This window comes from Alteromonas sp. RW2A1, from assembly GCF_001886475.1.
GTDB lineage: Bacteria > Pseudomonadota > Gammaproteobacteria > Enterobacterales > Alteromonadaceae > Alteromonas > Alteromonas hispanica.
Window position 1 is genome coordinate 521,728 of sequence record NZ_CP018031.1, and the last position, 18,359, is coordinate 540,086.

General features: G+C 44.4%; 18 protein-coding genes and 1 tRNA gene. 11 read left to right on the forward strand and 8 right to left on the reverse strand.

Annotated elements, in window-relative coordinates:
* Positions 1–157 precede the first annotated feature (157 nt).
* The 5 genes from BM528_RS02325 to trmL all read left to right on the forward strand — a co-directional run bounded on the left by BM528_RS02325 (position 158) and on the right by trmL (position 3,891).
* Positions 158–865 carry a response regulator transcription factor gene (locus BM528_RS02325; RefSeq protein WP_071978492.1) on the forward strand — a complete coding sequence of 236 codons (708 nt, stop codon included), beginning with the start codon at positions 158–160 and terminating at the stop codon, positions 863–865.
* Positions 866–869: 4 nt separating this feature from the next.
* Positions 870–1,631, forward strand: coding sequence for a HAMP domain-containing protein (locus tag BM528_RS18720; RefSeq protein ID WP_232230552.1), 762 nt, complete (start codon positions 870–872; stop codon positions 1,629–1,631).
* Positions 1,591–2,229 (forward strand): ATP-binding protein, encoded by a 639-nt coding sequence (locus BM528_RS18725; protein WP_232230553.1) that lies wholly within the window; start codon positions 1,591–1,593, stop codon positions 2,227–2,229. Before BM528_RS18720 ends, BM528_RS18725 begins: the two co-directional genes overlap by 41 nt.
* Positions 2,230–2,360: 131 nt before the next feature.
* Positions 2,361–3,344, forward strand: a complete 984-nt coding sequence (locus BM528_RS02335; protein ID WP_071978493.1) for an alpha/beta fold hydrolase — start codon at positions 2,361–2,363, stop codon at positions 3,342–3,344.
* An 82-nt stretch (positions 3,345–3,426) separates the two neighbouring features.
* On the forward strand, positions 3,427–3,891 hold the full coding sequence (gene trmL / locus BM528_RS02340; RefSeq protein WP_071978494.1) for a tRNA (uridine(34)/cytosine(34)/5-carboxymethylaminomethyluridine(34)-2'-O)-methyltransferase TrmL: 465 nt from the start codon (positions 3,427–3,429) through the stop codon (positions 3,889–3,891).
* 24 nt (positions 3,892–3,915) lie between these two features.
* On the opposite strand, the gene gpsA is transcribed toward trmL, so the two are convergent.
* From gpsA to BM528_RS02360, 4 genes are all read right to left on the reverse strand, one after another.
* On the reverse strand, positions 3,916–4,929 hold the full coding sequence (gene gpsA, locus BM528_RS02345) for an NAD(P)H-dependent glycerol-3-phosphate dehydrogenase (protein WP_442855908.1): 1,014 nt from the start codon (positions 4,927–4,929) through the stop codon (positions 3,916–3,918).
* 26 nt (positions 4,930–4,955) lie between these two features.
* Complete coding sequence (gene secB / locus BM528_RS02350) at positions 4,956–5,468, reverse strand: protein-export chaperone SecB (protein ID WP_071978495.1); 513 nt, start codon at positions 5,466–5,468, stop codon at positions 4,956–4,958.
* 61 nt (positions 5,469–5,529) lie between these two features.
* Positions 5,530–5,790: a glutaredoxin 3 gene (gene grxC / locus BM528_RS02355; RefSeq protein WP_071978496.1), complete on the reverse strand. Its 261-nt coding sequence runs from the start codon at positions 5,788–5,790 to the stop codon at positions 5,530–5,532.
* Between the two features lie 10 nt (positions 5,791–5,800).
* Positions 5,801–6,229, reverse strand: coding sequence for a rhodanese-like domain-containing protein (locus BM528_RS02360; protein WP_071978497.1), 429 nt, complete (start codon positions 6,227–6,229; stop codon positions 5,801–5,803).
* A 280-nt stretch (positions 6,230–6,509) separates the two neighbouring features.
* Between BM528_RS02360 and BM528_RS02365 the strand changes: the two genes are divergently transcribed.
* The 3 genes from BM528_RS02365 (at position 6,510) to BM528_RS02375 (ending at position 9,383) form a co-directional block, all read left to right on the forward strand.
* Entirely contained in the window at positions 6,510–7,619 is a 1,110-nt protein-coding gene (locus BM528_RS02365) for a murein hydrolase activator EnvC family protein (RefSeq protein WP_071981114.1), read from the forward strand.
* Between the two features lie 279 nt (positions 7,620–7,898).
* Complete coding sequence (locus BM528_RS02370) at positions 7,899–8,768, forward strand: divergent polysaccharide deacetylase family protein (RefSeq protein WP_083595174.1); 870 nt, start codon at positions 7,899–7,901, stop codon at positions 8,766–8,768.
* A gap of 186 nt (positions 8,769–8,954) precedes the next feature.
* Positions 8,955–9,383: a MerC domain-containing protein gene (locus BM528_RS02375; RefSeq protein ID WP_071978498.1), complete on the forward strand. Its 429-nt coding sequence runs from the start codon at positions 8,955–8,957 to the stop codon at positions 9,381–9,383.
* A gap of 2 nt (positions 9,384–9,385) precedes the next feature.
* Here BM528_RS02375 and BM528_RS02380 read toward each other — a convergent pair whose 3' ends face one another.
* The 4 genes from BM528_RS02380 to rsgA form a co-directional block, all read right to left on the reverse strand.
* Positions 9,386–10,078: a glycerophosphodiester phosphodiesterase gene (locus BM528_RS02380; protein ID WP_071978499.1), complete on the reverse strand. Its 693-nt coding sequence runs from the start codon at positions 10,076–10,078 to the stop codon at positions 9,386–9,388.
* An 8-nt stretch (positions 10,079–10,086) separates the two neighbouring features.
* Positions 10,087–10,968: a DMT family transporter gene (locus tag BM528_RS02385; RefSeq protein ID WP_071978500.1), complete on the reverse strand. Its 882-nt coding sequence runs from the start codon at positions 10,966–10,968 to the stop codon at positions 10,087–10,089.
* A gap of 3 nt (positions 10,969–10,971) precedes the next feature.
* The gene (gene asd, locus BM528_RS02390; RefSeq protein ID WP_071978501.1) at positions 10,972–11,850 is read right to left on the reverse strand and encodes an archaetidylserine decarboxylase; all 879 of its coding nucleotides are present in this window, start codon (positions 11,848–11,850) and stop codon (positions 10,972–10,974) included.
* A gap of 139 nt (positions 11,851–11,989) precedes the next feature.
* On the reverse strand, positions 11,990–13,033 hold the full coding sequence (gene rsgA / locus BM528_RS02395; RefSeq protein WP_071978502.1) for a small ribosomal subunit biogenesis GTPase RsgA: 1,044 nt from the start codon (positions 13,031–13,033) through the stop codon (positions 11,990–11,992).
* 86 nt (positions 13,034–13,119) lie between these two features.
* On the opposite strand from rsgA, the gene orn reads away from it, so the two are divergent.
* The 3 genes from orn (at position 13,120) to BM528_RS02410 (ending at position 18,174) form a co-directional block, all read left to right on the forward strand.
* The gene (orn, locus tag BM528_RS02400; protein WP_071978503.1) at positions 13,120–13,665 is read left to right on the forward strand and encodes an oligoribonuclease; all 546 of its coding nucleotides are present in this window, start codon (positions 13,120–13,122) and stop codon (positions 13,663–13,665) included.
* A gap of 100 nt (positions 13,666–13,765) precedes the next feature.
* Positions 13,766–13,841, forward strand: a tRNA-Gly gene (locus BM528_RS02405).
* Between the two features lie 964 nt (positions 13,842–14,805).
* Positions 14,806–18,174 carry a TonB-dependent receptor gene (locus BM528_RS02410; RefSeq protein WP_071978504.1) on the forward strand — a complete coding sequence of 1,123 codons (3,369 nt, stop codon included), beginning with the start codon at positions 14,806–14,808 and terminating at the stop codon, positions 18,172–18,174.
* Positions 18,175–18,359: the final 185 nt, after the last annotated feature.

Sequence of the window (18,359 nt, forward strand, 5' to 3'; positions counted from 1 at the left end):
GTGTAAAGCTTGTGTAAAGGCAGCTCTATAGAAAGACGGTAAAGCTTCAAAAGGATATAGTGTTTCACCTACAAGAGATGACGTATCAACTTTTAAATCAAACCTTTTCGTTTTTAACCTGTAGGAAAGGCATTGAAAGGCTAAAGAGTATATTTTGATGAATAATGACTTCCATTTACAGTCTGTGTTGGTAATTGATGACGACAAAGAACTTACAGATATGTTGTCGTCTTACCTCTCTGGGATGGGGTATCGAGTAACCGTTAAAGATGATGGTGAAGCTGGGCTTTCAGAAGCTATTTCCGGGCATCACTACGACCTCATTTTGCTGGATGTAATGATGCCTAAAATGGACGGCTTTGACGTGCTTCAAAAATTGAGAGCAAGCCATACTACTCCGGTGCTGATGCTTACCGCCCGCGGCGATGACTACGACCGTATTCTTGGCCTTGAATTAGGTGCCGATGATTACCTGCCCAAACCTTTCAATCATCGCGAACTTGTGGCGAGAATTAAGGCAATTGTGCGTCGTCATACGTTATCTGCAAATGGCGGCGGTGCAGAGCAGGACATCCTCATAAACGAAATATTCCTAAGCCCGAGTAGTCAGAAGGTGAAAGTGAACGACGTGGATTTAGATCTTACAACAATAGAGTTCATGATCCTTCGCCTGCTTATGCTGAATGCTTCACAGCGAGTGACAAAAGAGCAAATTAGCTTAAAAGTGCTTGGAAAGCCTCTGCAGGCATTCGATAGAAGTGTCGATATGCATGTGAGCAATTTGCGTAAGAAAATCTCTGCCGCTACGCCTGGCGATAAAATTAAAACCTTGAGGGGCGTAGGGTATATGTTGCTGTCGGAGTAGCGGTATGCTGAAAAAGTTAAATCCAACTCGCGCTATTATGGGGCGAATATTTTTGTGGTTTTGGGCCACATTTATAGTTACCGCGGCATTGGCTATCGTGGGTACACGATTCTTTTTTGAAGAGTTGGAAGTGGTTGATATTACCCCCCAAGATGTTCGAACTTTATCTGCGTCGGTAACTCGGTTGGAGCGGGAAAGAAGGCAGACTATCCCGTTAGTGAAACTGCTTAACCGCCTTGAACGAGAAACTCGCGGTCGCTTAGTTGCGATTAATACCGAAAATAAGCAAATAATTACCCCTCCAGGCGCACCAGTTCGAGACAAAGACGCTAAGGCAATGCAAAAATTAATTGGGCAAGAGACGGCAATTGCGATTAAGCGAGGACCCATAAAGTATTCTGGCCCCATGCTTTTTAACTATGCCAATAAACAATACGCATTGTTTACAGTGAAGTTAGATCGCGCTGCAGAAAATAAGCCCTCTTTTTTACTTTTGCTTTCTATAGCAATAATCACCACCAGTATTCTGAGCTGGTTGTTTGCCCGTTCGTTAACAACGCCGATTTTACACATCCAAAGTTCTGCGAAGAAACTTGCCAACGGACAATGGAATACCCGAGTTGGTCACGCCTCAAAAAGATATGATGAGCTTGGACAGCTTGCGCGAGATTTTAACATCATGGCAGAGAAGCTCGAGTCAATGTGGGGGGGCGCAAAAACGGTTGTTGGCAGATGTATCTCACGAACTTCGCTCACCACTCGCTAGGCTGCAAATGGCGCTAGGGTTGGCATATCAGCAAAATGTCGACCCTGACACACTCATGCGTGTCGAGCGAGAGGCTAACCGAATGGAAGCATTGGTAGGCCAACTGCTTACCTTAAGCCGCGCAGAAGCAGGTCAAGCGTCGCTGAAAAAAGCATTTTTATCTGATGTTTTAAATGAAGTATTTACAGATGCTAATTTTGAAGCCGCAAACTCTAACAAGCAGCTTCGCATTGCCACTATCCCAACGCTATCAGTGTTGGTTGACAGCCATATGCTTTGTAGGGCTGTAGAAAATGTGCTGAGAAACGCCATTCGACACAGTAAATACCTCACCACTGTGGCATTTGAACAAGATGATACGCATTGGCACATAGAAATAAGTGACGATGGCGACGGTTTATCACTAGAAGACTGTGAACAAATATTTTCACCATTCTACCGTGCTTCAGCGGCAAGGGAGCGAGAATCGGGTGGAGTAGGTTTAGGGCTCTCTATTGCAAAGGCCGCGGTTGAGTTGCATAACGGCGTTATTAAGGCTGCGCCACTTGAAGGAAAAGGACTTAAAGTAACACTCTCGTTACCTTTGAATTTACCGTAACTCTTCGGCTAGCTATGTAAATGTAAAAACGGTGAACCTTGCCCAGTAATAAAATCTGCAAAGCAGGTTGGTAATGTGACGGGGTTTTTAGTTATTATCTAAGCATTAATGACCATATCAAGGCTGGTATCATGGATTGGACGTTCACGTCTGAGAACAATTTGGCGACTACCTTTGCCACTATGATTAATCCGTTCTGGCAAGAGCATGTAACAGAAGGTGCGTTTAAAGGCCATGAAGGGTTTTCTATACGCTATGCATTTTGTATTCCCGAGTACCCTCGTTCTACCGTAGTAATTAGCTCCGGCCGCATAGAGTCATACCTGAAATATAAAGAGTTTATTTTCGATTTATATCAAAATGGCTTCGCGGTATTCATCCTTGATCACCGTGGACAAGGGCTGTCAGACCGACTGACTCACGACCCGCAGCACGGGTATGTTGATAGTTTTGATGATTACGTTGACGACCTCATCACCTTTGTAAACAACATAGTTAAGCCCAAGCAGCAGGGCGAGCTACAGTTAGTTTGCCATTCCATGGGGGGCGCAATAGGAGCATTGACACTGCTACGCGCTCCAACGCTTTTTTCTAGAGCCGTTCTTGCCTCACCTATGTTTGGTATCAAGCCAGCTCTTCCTAACTGGGTAGCTAATGGGTTGATTCGGACTGGGCTGGCAGTAAACAGAATGAAAAAGCAGCAGTCGGGCTACTTTTTCGGTCAAACCCCTTACATAGCTTTTCCATATTCGCTCAATAAGCTCACTCATAGTAAAACTCGCTACGCACTTTTTAGAACCCTCTACGATGAAGAACAAGACATTCAGTTGGGAGGGGTAACCACGGAGTGGCTGTGCGCGGCTCACGAGGCAATGCACAAAATAGAAGATAGCGCCAAGGCTATTACTACTCCCATGTTAGTATTTAGTGCTGATGGTGACAGTATTATTGACAATAAGCGCCAGCGACGAGTTGTACAAAATATGCCAAATGCTGAACTTGAAATTGTTCCGCGCGCATATCACGAGCTATTTACAGAGTCTGACGCATTGAGAGAGCCCACATTAATACGATTATGTGACTATTTATCCCACGGTTTATCAAACGGCGCGTGATATCATAAATGCCTTGAAAGCACTGGTTCCAAGCGAACGCTAGTGCTGCCTTACTCAGTTAATATAAAAATAGAAGCTTAGCATGTTCGACATTGTACTTTATCAACCTGAAATACCGCCAAACACAGGAAACATCATTCGTTTGTGTGCTAACAGCGGTTTCGCTTTGCACCTTATAGAGCCGTTAGGTTTTGAGTGGGACGATAAGCGTGTGCGTCGTGCAGGTCTCGATTACCATGAGTTTGCCCACGTGAAGCGCCATGCGAATTTAGATGCTTATATTGAAGATGCAAAACCGACAAGAATTTTTGCATGTACCACAAAAGGTAAAGCGTTCCATAGCGACGTGAAATATAAAAAAGGTGATGCGTTGATATTTGGCCCCGAAACTAGAGGGTTACCCGATGACTTTATTCAGTCGCTTCCTGAAGGGCAGCGAGTGAGAATTCCAATGTTGCCAGATAGTCGCAGTATGAACTTATCCAACGCCGTATCTGTGTTCGTTTATGAAAGCTGGCGTCAAATGGGGTATGAAGGGGCAAGATAGGCTGCGCGCAAGGCGTCTACCAATCTAGCCCTCGTTTCGTAAGTCTCGCCCTAAAAGCGCAAGGGCAGCTTCTTTCGGGTTTTTGTCGTGGTAAAGGACTGCATAAATTTGCTCGCAGATGGGCATCTCAACGCCCACTTTTTCCGACAATATATGTACTTCTTCTGTGTTGCGGTACCCTTCAACCACTTGACCAATTTCGTCAATAGCCACATCGACGGTTTTGCCTTGACCTAATGCAAGCCCAAAACGTCTGTTTCGAGATTGATTGTCTGTACAGGTTAACACCAGATCGCCAAGACCGGCCATGCCCATAAATGTTTCGGGATTCGCACCAAGTTTTACGCCCAAGCGGGTAAGCTCAGCTAGACCTCGTGTAATCAACGCGGTTCGCGCATTGGCACCAAAACCCAGACCGTCGGCCAATCCTGCGCCGATAGCAATAACATTCTTAACTGCTCCGCCAAGCTGTACGCCGGTAAAGTCTGAGTTTTTATACACTCTAAACGACTTTGCGCAATGGAGCTTCGCGGCAAACTCATCTGCAAACGTATCATCGGTGGATGAAAGCGAAATAGCTGTTGGCAATCCCGCTACCATCTCTTTGGCAAAGGTGGGGCCTGATAAAACGGCTAGGGGATAGTGCGTGCCTAGAATTTCTTCGGCAACTTCGCGCAGCAAGCGCCCTGTTTTTGGCTCTAACCCTTTGGTTGCCCAAATAATTCGGTGATGAGGTTGCAGGAGCGGTTTCAAGCTAGTAAGCATAGCTGCAAATGCATGGCTAGGAACAACAACCAAAATATCTTGACTGGCGGCCACGACATTTTCCAAATTTGCATCTACGTGCAATGCATCAGGAAACGTTGCACCAGGAAGATATCGCGCGTTTTCTCGAGACTGCGCCAACGCCTTCATGTGCACGCTGTCTCGACCCCATAGCAAGGTAGAATTATTATTTCTAGCAAGACAAAAGGCCAGAGCGGTGCCGTAAGATCCCGCCCCTAAAACAGAAACTGAGGGCACAGAAACCGAGGGCAAAGAAACCGAGTTTATGCTCACGCCTATTACGCGTCCATCTTAGGCGCTTGACCTTGCTGTTGTTGCTGAGCACGCTTTTGCACATAAGCTGCAAAGATCGCGTCAAAGTTAACTGGAGCAAGATTTAGCGGAGGGAATGTACCGCGGTTGACCAAGTTAGAAATAGTTTCACGCGCATAAGGGAAAAGCATGTTAGGGCAGAAAGAACCCAACGTGTGAGCTTTGTTTTGATCTGGCATTTCGCCAATGGCAAAAATACCCGCCTGCTGAACTTCGCAAAGGAATGCAGTTTCTTCGCCTAATGTTGCGGTAACTGTTACTGAAAGCACAACTTCGTATACGTTCTCTTCAAGTTTATTCGTACTTGTATCAATATCGAGCTTTATTTCTGGCTTCCACTCTTTGGTGTATATAGCCGGTGCATTTGGCGATTCAAAAGAGATGTCTTTTGTGTAAATGCGTTGAATATTGAACTGTGGTCCTTGCTGAGCTTGCTCGCCTGCAGCTGCACCGTTATTTGTCTGATTTTCGTCAGCCATGGTATTTCCTATTTATTCGTTGTTTTATTTCAATTTATAGCGTTGCTGTCGCGCTGACGCTTTATGCTAAACCCAACATAGGGTCTAATTTACGTTCGGCTTCTAAAGCCATCATATCGTCACAGCCACCAACGTGGTGTTCATCAATGAATATTTGCGGTACTGTCCAGCCACCATTTGCACGTTCTATCATAACGTCGCGAAGCTCTGGCTGCACGTCGATAGGATATTCAGTAAACTCCACACCCTTTTGTTTTAGCAGCGCTATGGCTCGGTGGCAGAATGGGCAGTGGCGCTTGGTGTAAAGTTCAACTTTGCTCATAAAAGGTTACCTACTTTTTTGAAACGGGTAAGTTAGCGCTTTGCCACGCATTCATCCCGCCTTTCAATACATTAACATTTGCGAAGCCATCTTTTTGCATCGCACTTGCTGTACCACGAGCTTGATTGCCCATAGCGCATACTACGATAATGGGCTTATCTTTACTGTTTTCAAGCTTCTTAAAATTTTTCTCGCGCAGTTCTTCAGGTTTAATCTGTCTCGCGCCAAGAATGTGCCCCGCGTTAAAGTCTTTCGCCGCACGCATATCAAATACCACAGCATCTTCTTTATTTATCAATAATGTTGCCTCGTGGGTACTGAGTTCTTTTACCGATGAGGTAAGCCCGCTGACGTAACTGAATATCAACATGCCCACTAACGCTACCCAAACACCAGCAAGAACAATGTTGTTGCTGGCAAATTCAATAAGTTGATCCATTACTGCTAACCCTGTCTACAGACCTTGAAAAGAGTGCAAAGTATATAGAAAAATTGACGAGAAACCAGCCTGCCGTTTATTGCGATACACTTTGGCATTACGATTTCGTTTAGCTGGTTGATATTACGCCTAAATTGAACTGGGATTATGACAGCGGCTCAGATACACTGAAAATACTCTTGCGTGCTAACGCGTTAAAAGCAACCTCGATTTTTAGGATGGCTTCACCGCTTCTATGGTTTTACGAACTTCACTCTTTACCTTACTCCTTGGGCTGCTTATGCACCTGTCTACGCCAGTTTATGGTCAAGACGCAGCGCAGTCTGAACAAAAAGAGCGGTTAGCTAAATTACAAGCTGAGCTGGTTGCTCGCCAGCAAGTACTGCAAAACAGCAAGGCGAGTGCTGATGAGCTAGAAGGTGTACTTAAACAGTCTGAGTTAGAGATTGCTAAAGTAGCTAAGGCGTTAAGTAACACAAAACAGTCACTAGAGCGTGTAGAAAAAGAGCAAAACGCGCTGCAAAAAGAACAGGCTACCTTAAAGTCAGCCATTCGACAGCAACAGTCTTTATTAGCAAGTCAATTAAAAAATGCCTTCATGGCCGGTCATTACGATTATGCCAAAATGCTTTTCTATCAAGATGACGCAAAGTCCTTCGAGCGTGTTATTACCTATTACAAGTACGTTGCGAAAGCACGTCAAAAAGAAATCGAGACCTTTCGCGATAACGTGGCACGACTCGAAACAGTAAATGAAGAACTAGTTGAAAAGGCTGAAGCACTTGCACAGCTTAAAGACGAACAAGAAAATCAACGGGCCATACTACTTACACGCCAAAATGACCGTAAAGCCACGCTCAAAAAACTGAATAAAACCATTGCGTCTGAAAGCCAAAAAATAGCCTCACTAAAAGCCAATGAAAAAGCGTTAGTTGATGCCATTGAAAAGGCGCGAATAGCCGCTGAAAGAGCTGCGCGCGAAGCCACAATCACTCTCGATGGGTTGGCTAAATTGAAAGGGCAGTTAGACGCGCCGGTTAAGGGCCGCATTCGCAAACTCTTCGGCAACCGACGCCAAGGACAGGTACGTTGGAAAGGTATTGTGATTGATGGCGCAGAAGGCGACCCAGTAAACAGTATAGCCCCTGGCAAGGTACTTTATGCCGACTGGTTGCGAGGCTTCGGTTTGGTCTCTATTGTCGACCACGGAGATGGTTACATGAGCGTTTACGGGCATAATCAGGCGTTATTAAAGCAAGCCGGAGACGAGGTGAGGCGCGGGGAGCGTATTGCGCTAGTAGGGCGAAGTGGGGGGCAAGAGTTTCCGAATCTCTACTTTGAAATTCGCCATAAAGGCAAAGCCATTAACCCAACTGCATTTTTAAATTAAAATAGGGCATGTTACTTTGATAACATGCTTCTTTGATAAATGATATGTTGATAATTAAAAGTGCTTTAACGACCTAAAAAAATTTTGGTGCTTCAAAATATTTCTGAGCACAAAAAAGGTTTCCGAGGGCAAAACAAGGTTCCTCACGTTTGCCGGGAAACACGGTCTCCGCCACTGCATAATAAGAAGTAAAAAAAGAAATTACTAAAAAGACATTACAAAACAAAAAGCCAAACAAAAATAAAAACAATCACCCTTATTGGATATGGTTAAGTACTCGTGCGTTTTATTATCATTTTTTTCTTGCTTTTAGCAGGTGGCTTCACAAGCCATTTAGCTGCAGCGAAACCCAGTGTCATTATCATACTCGATGACCTCGGATACAGGCCCTCGGATATCGCCGCATTTTCACTTCCTAAAGAGGTTGCGTTTTCTATTCTCCCCCAAGCGCCGCTGTCTGAACACATTGCACAAAAGGCGTCACAAGAAGGCCGTCCGGTTATGCTGCATATGCCAATGCAGGCTACTAATAACAAGTTTATGGGCCCTCTAGGTTTGCATACCGACATGTTCCCAGCAGCAATAACTTTTACGTTGCGCAAGGCAATCAAGAGTGTTCCTAATGCTATCGGTATTAATAACCACATGGGAAGCGCATTTACAGGCCGAGAAGAAGCAATGCAGGCGCTTATGAAAGAGGTTAAACGTCAGGGGCTTTTTTTCGTCGACAGTAGAACAACCGTATCGACCAAGGCTCAAGATGTCGCCGAGCGAATAGGGGTGCCTAATGCAAGCCGACATGTATTTTTAGACCATCGCAGAGATAAGGCGTTTTTAACTAAACAATTTAAGAAAATGAAGCAAGTCGCCAACCAAACAGGCTACGTTGTTGTTATCGGACACCCACACCCTGAGACCATTGCATTTTTAAAGCAACATTTACCAGATTTAGATGAAGAAGGATTTAACCTGTTGTCGGTGGCAGATTATTTTGCCGCTCAAGAGGAACATGATAACACCCCTTATGCTAGCGACAGTTCAGGTAGCTGTGCTGCAAATAAAAACTGCCCTCAAAAACGTGAATCTCATGGTAGCGAGCAGTTTATTGCCACCTTTCCAACCGAAACCCTCATTTCATCACCAAGGTAGCAAGCATTAACGTTATTATCGCTGCACTTTAAAGCGTCATTAAGAGTGTGGAAAATACCCTTTTTAACAATCTCATAAATAAAAAAGTTAAGCGGTTTGAGAAAAGTTTAATGAGAAGAGATTTTTCATTTCCCTTATTTTGTTATATTATAACGTCTCTGGCGTATTTTTTATTTAAAGGTCTGCATGACTCCAATTGACGACAATCCAGCGAAATTAGACAAACTAGGCATTTGGGTGTCTGGTCTGTGCGCGTTGCATTGCTTGGCGTTGCCTGTGCTCGTGCCCTTATTGCCCTTAATTGGATCTTCGTTTTTTGCTCAAGTATGGTTTGAGAGAACGATACTTTCTTTCTCGATCCTTGTGGGAGCAGTTGCCTTAATCAGTGGCGCAACCCGTTATCATGGCCGACTTTACCCCCTTGTGTTACTACTCACCGGTGGCGTTATTTATTGGTTTAAAGACATTTTTGGTGAGTCATACGAGCCGTTTACCATCGCCTTGGGCGCTTTTTTGATTGTAACCGGTCACTGGCTAAATATGCGCCTTTGCAGACAATGCAAGTGCTGCAAAAATACTGTTCTGTCAAATCACTTATCTACCGAAGCGAAGTAAAATTATGGTGCTAGCACCGCTAGCGCTATATCGGGCACGTTGGTAAATATTCCTGTAACGCCCCAAGCTTCTAGCTGTTTCATATCTCTAGGTTCGTCAACGGTATAGACGTAAACGTCGAAGCCGTCCAAGCGCGCTTTTTCGACAAAATCCTTTTCTACTGCATCTAACGCAATATTGACTGAATATGCATTCAGCGCACGTGCACTTGCCGTGCAGTCTAGTTCAAAACTTGCGGTGAGAGCGCCAATTTTCACTTCGGGCCATAGCTTTGAAATGTCAGCCAGCCAATGATGGTTAAACGATGAAACGAGAATATGTTCCGGCTGGATATCACTGTTTAAAACAGCTTTTTTTACCTCTCTAACCCAAGAGTCAACGCAGTGAAGATGCTTTATTTCTATATTGCACCATCGCCCTTGTGGCACCGTCTTTAAACTGTCCGATAGTGTGGGAATTCTTTCGCCCTCGCCAATATCCAGTTTGCATAATTCTGTCCACGGGGTATCTAATAAATAACCTGCTTTTCGAGCTCGCCTTAACAATAGCCTATCGTGAAAAACAATAATGCCGCTTTCGTGCTGATAGGTATCAAACTCTATTCCGTCAGCACCTAGTTGAAAGGCAACCTTGAAAGCTTTTATCGTATTCTCAGGAGCTACTTTACTTGCACCGCGATGGGCAAAAATTCGCATTACCGCTCCTATTTATCGGTATCATCAGCCTGATGTAGTTTATGTGCATTAAGCGTTTCATAAACAGAGGCTGACGTTATAAGAATGCCACCAATAAGCGTGCTTAAGGTTGGGCTTTCATCGAGTACAACTATGGCAAGCGCAACACCGTAAAGGGGTTGCATGCAGGCAATAAGAGAAAATGTTTTGGCTCTTAAGTGACGTAAGCTTGCGGCAATTAATGCGTGGGGAAGCGCGGTAAATACTGTGCCTAAAAGTAACAGCATTAGCCAATCGTGTGTTGAGGCTTGAGCAATACTGTTGCCTATTGTTGGTAACATAACAATCGAGATTACGAGTGTTTGCCATGCCATTGCTTTCGCGCCGCTGTACTGTTTGAAATGTTTGCGGTGAATAATGTTTCTAAAGGCGTAAAGCACTGCCGAGGCGATACCAATTAACACCCCAAGTGTTATCTCATTTTCAAGGGTAGACTCGGGTACTATGAGGTATACACCAGCAACAACCGCAAGCGCAGACACTATGTCTTGCCAGACTAACCCTGTTTTTTCAAACAAAGGCTCAATAAGTACGGTTATTACTGGAAAGGTGAAAAGCGCAATCATTCCAACAGATACACCGGCATATTGCATTGCAGCAAAATACGTTACCCAGTGCAGCGCCATCAGTATGCCTAAACCAACGGCAATAGCATAATCACGCCGGCAGTGTAGCTTCACCTTATCTTTTGCGAGAAATAAAAAGGCGAACAACGCTACACAGGCGAATACAGAGCGAATCAGCGTGATATCAATAGCACTTAGAGGGACAAGGCGCGAAAATAGTGCCGTGCCGCCAAGTAGTATTACAGTTAGGTGCAGCGATATCAGGCTTTTTTTAACAGCATTCATAAATTAGCTGTCGGTATCATTTGTGCCACGTTTCATTGCCATGGGCTCACCCAAACGAGTCATCATACCAGGCGCTAAGTCTTCAAAGTCGATAGTGTCTTTTTCGAAACAAACAACAATTGTAGAGCCCAGTTTAAACCTGCCTAATTCTGCACCTTTCTCAAGCTTTACCGCCGCTTCACTGTCTTTTTCGTACGACCAGTGCTGAACATTCTGACCCGCTGGAGGCGTTACCGTGCCAGCCCAGACAGTTTCGATGCTTGCAACAATGGTTGCACCTACTAACACCATAGCCATTTTGCCTACTGGGGTATCGAAAATAGCCACCACTCTTTCGTTCCGAGCAAATAAGCCAGGAATATTTTGAGCGGTTAGCGGGTTGACAGAAAACAGGTCGCCGGGCACATAAATCATGTCGGTGAGGGTGCCTTCAATTGGCATATGAATACGGTGGTAGTCGCGAGGTGCTAAATACACGGTGGCGAATTTTCCGTTTTTATACGGCGCAGCAATGTCTGGCTTTCCACCGAGCAGGGTTGTCAAACTAAAGTCATGGCCTTTAGCTTGAAAAATGCTGTCGCTGTTAATGTCACCAAATTGACTTACCGTTCCGTCTACTGCATGAATAAGTACGTTTTCATTAGTATCAATCGTACGGGCCTCGGGTTTGAGAGGACGAGTAAAAAATGCATTAAAGCTTCTATAGTGAGTCGGCTCTTCATAAAGGGCTTCCGACATATCGACGTTATACTGTTTAATGAAAAGTTTAATTAATGACGTGGTCACACTTCCCATTTCGGCCGCGGCTAGTTTGCCTACCAAGCGTGAAATAAGGTGCTTTGGGGTGACGTACTGTAAGTTAACTTTAAGCCAATCTAACACTGAAAATTCTCCGTTTTTAAACAAAGGCTTGCTCTCGGTGAGCAATTGTACATGATGTCACGTTGCTACAAACAACTTTAAGATTATGAATGCGTCAAAGTCGATATAAGTACGTTTTAAACTACCTGCACACTGAAGCTTACGCCCCTGGCGGCTGGCTATGACTGGGGCGATTTTCTTCCATTGAAACTAAAATTCTGTGATAGCTTTCAAATCGCTCAGAGCTGATTTTGCCTTCATCAACCGCTTCTCTGATAAGACACCCGGGGTCGTTGAGGTGTTTGCAATCTCGAAATTTGCAGCCGCCAAGATAATCTCTAAATTCTATAAAGCCCCAGGTAATGCGTTCGCTTGGAATATGCCATAGGCCAAATTCTCTCACGCCCGGGGAGTCAATTAGATCTCCCCCCGCGGGTAAATGAAGTAACTTGGCGGTTGTTGTTGTGTGCTGTCCAAGGCCTGAGTTTGTAGAGATTTCTCCAGTGAGTTCGTCTGCATCAGGAAGTACTTGGTTTATTAAACTCGATTTTCCAACGCCGGACTGCCCAACAAACACGCTGATATTATTGTTTAAGTAAGCGTTTAGCGCCTCAATGCCTTCACCCGTAGCGCAACTGGTATAAAGCACTTCATACCCCAATTTTTCATAGGTAATAAGTTGACGCGCTACATCGGCTCGCTCGTCCTCGCTTAACAGTTCTACTTTGTTGATTACGATAAGTGGCGTAATACCAATGTCTTCGCAAGCGACTAAATATCGGTCGATGATGTTAGTAGATAAAGAGGGAAGAATGGCGCTTACTACAATTATACGGTCTATATTGGCTGCAATAGGTTTTACACCGTCATAGAAGTCTGGGCGAGTTAGTACAGAACGTCTGTCTTTTACAATTTCAATAACACTGTTAACGCCCGTATCTGTGGTATCTCCCTTACTGAAAAATACGGTATCGCCGCAAACTACAGACTCGACAGTTCTGCGTATGTGACAACGATAAATAGTACCTTCAGCGCTTTCAACATCGGCGTGCTTACCGAAACGGCCTATTACGGTGCCGCTGATAAGAGCGCTCTCATCGGGTGTTGCCGATAAAGACGTCGCTTGTTTTTCCTGTAAGCGTTTGCTGCGATTAGCAGCCACTTGACGCTTCTGTCTCTGTGTAAGTTTTGGTTTTTTCGCCACGATTATTTTCTAGTTTCACGTATACTAATACAATAATAACGTTTGTAGGACATGGTTGCCATGTCTGTAATGCACTGAGGAATGATATGAGCAAAGACAATAGCAATCTTGTTTGGATAGATATGGAGATGACGGGGCTCGATCCGGAAACCTGTGTGGTTATGGAAATTGCAACCATAGTGACCGATGCGCAGCTCAACATTCTTGCAGAAGGGCCTGTTATAGCCGTTCATCAACCCGATAGCGTGTTAGACAGTATGGATGAATGGTGCACTCGTGTGCATGGCGAAAGCGGCCTTACAAAGCGCTGCCGTGACAGTACGGTAAACGAGCAAGAAGCAGCTGCCGAAACCATCGCTTTTTTACAGCAATGGGTAGAAGCTGGTAAGTCTCCGCTGTGCGGTAACACAATAGGTCAAGACAGACGTTTCATGGTTAAGTACATGCCAGAATTGGAAGCGTACTTCCATTACAGAAGTATTGATGTGAGCACTATTAAAGAGCTTACACGCCGTTGGAAACCAGAGATTCTATCTGGGTTTGAGAAAAAAGGTGTGCATCTTGCGCTAGACGATATTCGCGAATCTATTGAAGAAATGCGCTATTACCGAGAGAAAGTGTTTACGATTTAAGCACTCATGAACACAGGCACTAAAAAAGTAGAATAAAAGGTTGCGTTACCCCAAAATTTTTGTAAAATGCGCACCACTTCAAACGAAGTGCCTTTTTGTTGCGGGAATAGCTCAGTTGGTAGAGCACGACCTTGCCAAGGTCGGGGTCGCGAGTTCGAATCTCGTTTCCCGCTCCAAATTTTAAACCTGATAGTAAACTTTACTTTCAGTGAGCGTGAAAAGCGCGACCCCTAGTGGGCCCGCGACCGAGTGTCGGCCAGTTAGCGAATCTCGTTTCCCGCTCCAAATTTTAAACCTGATAGTAAACTTTACTTTCAGTGAGCGTGAAAAGCGCGACCCTTAGTGGGCCCGCGACCGAGTGTCGGCCATTGCTTCGCAACGAGTTCAAATCTGTTTCCCGCTCCAAATTTCTTATACTTCATTTTATAATTTAATTTCATGCGACCCCTGTGGGCCGGCGACCGAGTGTCGGTCAGTTAGCAAATCTCGTTTCCCGCTCCAAATTTTTTATACTTCATTTTATTATTTAATTTTGTGTCTGATTTCATGCGACCCCTGTTGACCCGCGACCGAGTGTCGGTCACTGCTTTACATGAGCTCGAATTCCTGTTCTCGCTTCGAAAACCTTCAAATTTCCGCATATTTCTCAAATTTATACGAAAGTATTAAGTTTGTTGGGTTTGATGGCTGTGTGCCGCGATTTTATACCCTTTTCACTTTTACTTTGAATCAATATTCAAGGCTATTTGCCTTGTTTTGGTGCGTGCTTATCTTGATTTTGCCCGATTTTTCGTTTATCCCTTGTGAGCGGGCGTGAAAGTTTGTTTTTTTTGCACTAATGTAGTGCGAAGTGCGCCTTGGATGCTTGATGAGTGCATATTAAATGGATTTTTATAAATAAATATGCATAATTCGCGGCTTCAAAAGCCCTTATTGCGAATAAACGAGCAATTGTTGGGCACAAAGCTTGCACTGGCTGCAATGTCAGTACAGTTTGCAAAGATACGCTGTAAATAGTAGTACCGCTCAAGCGCGTCTCAAACATGCTTACCTAAAGGTACATAAAATTAGTCTTTCTGCCATTAGCTATCAGCAAGAATAGCGGCCTCAAAAGATAAGAAAATACTCGGAGAAACACACATGGCTTTTGATTCATCAAAGCAAAATAAGCTTACTGTACTCGCGTGTGCAGTAGCATCTGCACTAGCGTTAAGTACAACTGCTGTTCAGGCTCAGGAAGATGCCGACGTTGATGAAAAGGATATCGAAAAAGTGGTTGTGACCGGCTCGCGTATAGCACGTGATCCCAACTTAGCATCTCCTTCACCAGTTCAAGCGATATCAGAAGAAGATATCCAGCTGTCAGGTGAATTTTCTGTAACCGACGTAATCAATGACATTCCAGCACTGTTCTCATCAACAACAGCGGAAAGTTCCATTGATTCAGGGTTTGCAGACGGAGCGAACATCTTAAATCTACGTGGTTTAGGTTCGAACCGTACCTTAACGCTCGTAAATGGACGTCGACACGTTGGCGGTGTTGCAGGTTCTGCTGCTGTAGATGTGGGTTCAATTCCCGTAAAACTTATTAAGTCTGTAGAGGTGCTCACAGGCGGTGCGTCTGCCGTTTATGGTGCCGATGCGGTAACTGGGGTAGTTAACTTCATACTGCAAGATGATTATGAAGGCTTTGAATTTGACGTAAACACGGGTATTTCGTCAGAAGGCGATGGTGAGCAAATTAGTATGTCAGCTTTGTATGGTGAAAACTTTGACAACGACAGAGGTAATTTTGCAATAAACGTTGAGTATCAAAATGACGAAGGTGTGCGTGTAAGTGAAAGAGACAATGGTTTAATCATTGGCTCTGCTCGCGATTGGACTAACCCTGCTTTACGATTCCAACAGGGTGATATTGGTGCAAGTACACCCAACTTGGCACAGTATTACAACTATGGCAATACAGGCCTATTCAATTTCGGTTTAAGCATTCCATCTCAAGACGCTTTTATCCAAAATTACGTTGACACCTTTGATACGCAACCGAATTTAACTTCTGAAGAGCTAGCGCTATTTAACCGTGCAGCGACAGCAAACCCACGTGCTGTCCTTCCTTACCGCACTTTCCCATTCACTTCGGGTTATGGCTACATTATTCCTGGAAACCCCTATACGTTTGAGGGGTTTGATCCTGCGACCAATATCGACCTTGATGGTAATGGTACGCCAGACTGCCTAGACTCTTTCTCAGGGTATAACAGCTCGTTTGGCGCCGCATCATTTGGTGTACTAGGTGGTTGCTGGAACGTATTAGAAGATGGTTCTTACAGACCTATTCAAGATGGCTTGGTATCAGGTAACTTTGAAGGCTTCGGTGGTGATTCTTATAACACCATACAGCAACAGCGTGGCTATCTAATTACGCCAAATGACAAAATTGCGGTAAACCTGTTAGGCCACTATGACCTCACTGACACAAGTACCGTGTTTGGTGAGTTTAAGTACGTTGTTCAGACAACAGAAAATGAAAGTCAGCCTTCTTCATACTGGGATCTATTATTTGGTGCAGCAGATAACCCTTACCTTCCTTCTTTCATACAGCCGTTAGCGAGCGAAATCGGTGGCGTTGCTATTACGGCAGACCCTATTGGAATTGGTCAAGGTAAAATCGAGAATGAGCGTAGAACCTTACGTGGTGTTATCGGTCTAGAAGGCTTCTTAGAAAACGACTGGCAGTATAGCCTTGCGTTAAATTACGGAAGATTCGAGTTTGAGCAAGAAGGAACGGAAAACATTGTTGTAGTAGACCGTTTCTTCTCTGCAATCGACGCGGTTACAGACCCTTCAACGGGTGAGGCAACCTGTCGTGTGAACTTAGACGCTGATACCCCTCAAGTCACCACCGCATTTAATATTCCAGTCTATGACCCAGGTTATTTTTCATTTACTCCCGGTGACGGCAGCTGTGTACCTTTAAATATTTGGGCCGGCGCAGGCGGAATTTCTCAAGAAGCGGTTGATTGGGTAACGCAGGATAGCCGCAGTAAAACTACCATTGAGCAGTTCGTTGTGAGTGGTTCATTATCTGGTGATTCTTCTGACTATTTTGAACTTCCATACGGCCCTGTATTCTTTGCTCTTGGTGGGGAATATAGAAAAGAAAAATCAGAAGCGACCTTCGATAATTGGCAACTTGGTATTATTCCTGAAGGTTCACAGTTCCAAGCTGGAACATTTATCTCTGACTATTCGTCTAATAACTCACTGGTATTCCAGCCGTCTATTAAAACGGCAAACGAAACAGGTGAATTTGATGTAAGTGAAGTATTTGTTGAAGTCTCTATTCCTCTAATTGAAGGCGAGATGCTTGCTGAAGAGCTTACGTTAGATTTAGCTGCGCGCTATTCTGATTACTCTACTATTGGCGACACAACGACGTGGCGTGCAAACTTAATGTATGCGCCTTACGAGGATCTCATGATTCGCTTGTCGCAATCTCAGGCCGTTCGTGCGCCTAATATCACAGAGCTTTTCGGCCCTGAAGTAGGTACGACTTTCCGTCCTACTGACCCGTGTAATGCTAGCGTGATTGCAGGTATTCGCGGTAATGATCCAGCTGCGGCTGATCAGATACAAGCCAACTGTGTAGCAGATTTCCAGTCAATCGGTTATAACCCGTTCAACGACGCAGGTGAGTATGTTTACACCGATCCACTATCGGCTGCATTCCCTGGCGTTACCGGTGGTAACGCAGAATTGCAAGAGGAAACAGCCGATACGACAACAGTGGGCTTCGTATATCAGGCAAGCTGGTTGGAAGGCCTGTCGGTGACCGCTGACTATTGGAGCATAGAGATTGAATCTGCGATTAGTTCTGTGAGTTCCAATGATATCGTCAACGGATGTTATATCGGTGAAAACTTAAACGAAAACTTCTGTTCTTTGTTTACTCGTAATACCGATGCAAATTCACCACAGTTCGGCGGCCTTAACTTCTTGCGCTCAACGCAGGTTAACTTTGCTCGCTTAGAAACATCAGGTGTTGATTTCAGTGTGGGCTATGACTTTGAAATTGATGACCATACGTTTTTAACAAAAATCTCTGGAACAAAGGTGAACGAGATTGACCAGTTCACTAACCCAAATGATCTGAACGAAGTTAACCCAGAGCTTGGTGAAGTTAATCGCCCTGAATGGGCAGGCAACTTTACCGTGACATGGAAGTGGCAGGATCTACAAATTGGTTGGCAAACGCAGTACATGGATAAGCAGTTAGTTGCATTTGTTGAAATCGAAGAGTACGAGCGCGGTGATTATGATGACTCGGTCGTAATGGATGAATTTTTCCAGCACGATATTAACTTCTCATATGTACTAACTGACACAGTTAAAATGTACGGTGGTATTAAAAACGTTACTAACGAAGAACCTTTCTTGACGAACTTTGCCTATCCGGCGAGTGCCCGTGGAAGATTTTACTTCGTAGGGTTTGACATGCAGCTTAACTAAGCTGTTATCGATACAGTTCAAAGCAGCTCTATTGAGCTGCTTTTTTTGTATTTGTTATATGGCAAATTAATTTTTATCAAAAAAGGTTATTGCAACAGAGGTAACATGCGACTATTTTGTTAATATTCAAGCTGGTCAAACCAGATGCATATGCGCTAGTGAATTTTTCTAGAAAAGCGCATAGG